This is a genomic window from Actinosynnema sp. NPDC059335, assembly GCF_042752395.1.
Lineage (GTDB): Bacteria > Actinomycetota > Actinomycetes > Mycobacteriales > Pseudonocardiaceae > Actinosynnema.
The window spans coordinates 1-1294 of the sequence record NZ_JBHYXZ010000327.1 but is presented as its reverse complement, the minus strand read 5'-3'; the positions used below and the strand labels follow the sequence as shown (position 1 = coordinate 1294).

At 75.3% G+C, this 1294-nt stretch carries 1 protein-coding gene; it reads left to right on the top strand.

Annotated elements, in window-relative coordinates; translation table 11 throughout:
• Positions 1-127 precede the first annotated feature (127 nt).
• Positions 128-1267, top strand: a complete 1140-nt coding sequence (locus ACFXGA_RS40200) for a S1 family peptidase (RefSeq protein ID WP_378098482.1) — start codon at positions 128-130, stop codon at positions 1265-1267.
• Positions 1268-1294: the final 27 nt, after the last annotated feature.

The following is a 1294-nucleotide window of genomic DNA, read 5'->3' as shown; positions in this document are numbered from 1 at the left end:
GGGGGGGTGTCAGGGGGGGGTCTTTTGTTTTTCAAGATAACCGGTGGGGGTGATAAAAAGCTGGTGGGGGGCGGCGACCCCGCCCCCCCCCCCCCCCCCCCCCCGCCCTGTGGACGAGGAGGAAGGCGTGCGACTGACAACGTTGACGAAACTGGGGGTGGCGGCCGCGCTGGCCGGCGGTCTGGCCGTGGCGCCGACCGCCCAGGCCGCGCCGGCCGCGGAACCACTCTCGCCCGGGCTGGTGCCCGCCATGCAGGCCGCGTTCGGGCTCACCGAACAGCAGGTCCTCACCAGGCTCGCCCAGGAGGACCGGGCCACCCGAACCGCCCCCGCCGCCCGCACGGCGGCCGGGTCGTCCTTCGGCGGCACGTGGTTCGACCAGGACAAGGGCGTGCTCGTGGTCGGCGTGACCGACGCCGCCGCGGCCGACCGGGTCCGGGCGGCCGGCGCGGAGCCGCGGCTGGTCGGCCGGACGGCCGCCGAGCTGGACCGGGTCAAGGACCGCGTGGACGCGCTGTCCGCCGCCGGCCAGGTGCCCTCGGCGGTGACCAGTTGGCACCCCGACCCGCGCAGCGGCGCGGTCGTGGTCGACGTGCAGCCCGGCGTGCAGACCGCCGAGGTCGAGCGGTTCCTGGCGCAGGCCCGGCGGCTGGGGCCGATCCGGGTCAACACCGAGGGCGTCACCGCGCCCGTGCCGTTCGCGGCCGGCACCGTCGGCGGCGACCCGTACTACACCGGCAACGTCCGCTGCTCCATCGGCTTCTCGGTGCACGGCGGGTACGTCACCGCGGGCCACTGCGGCGGTGTCGGCGCGCAGGTCTACGGCTGGGACCGGACCTGGCAGGGCCAGTTCGCCGGCTCCTCGTTCCCCGGCAACGACTACGCCTGGGTCCGCACCGGCGGCGGCTGGTGGAACGTGCCCGTCGTGCTCGGCTGGGGCACCGTGCCCGACGCGCTGGTGCGCGGCTCGTGGGAGGCCCCGGTCGGCACGTCGGTCTGCCGCTCCGGCTCGACCACCCGCTGGCACTGCGGCGTGATCCAGTCCCGCAACGAGACCATCCACTACGCGCAGGGCGACGTGCACCAGATGGCCGGCACCAGCGTGTGCGCCGAGGGCGGCGACTCGGGCGGCTCGTTCATCACCGGCGACCAGGCCCAGGGCGTCACGTCGGGCGGGTACGGCAACTGCTCTTCGGGCGGCCGCACCTGGTTCCAGCCGATCAACGAGATCCTGTCGGTCTACGGCCTGCGCCTGCTCACCGCCTGACCCCGGTCGGGGCCCGCCCACCGAGCC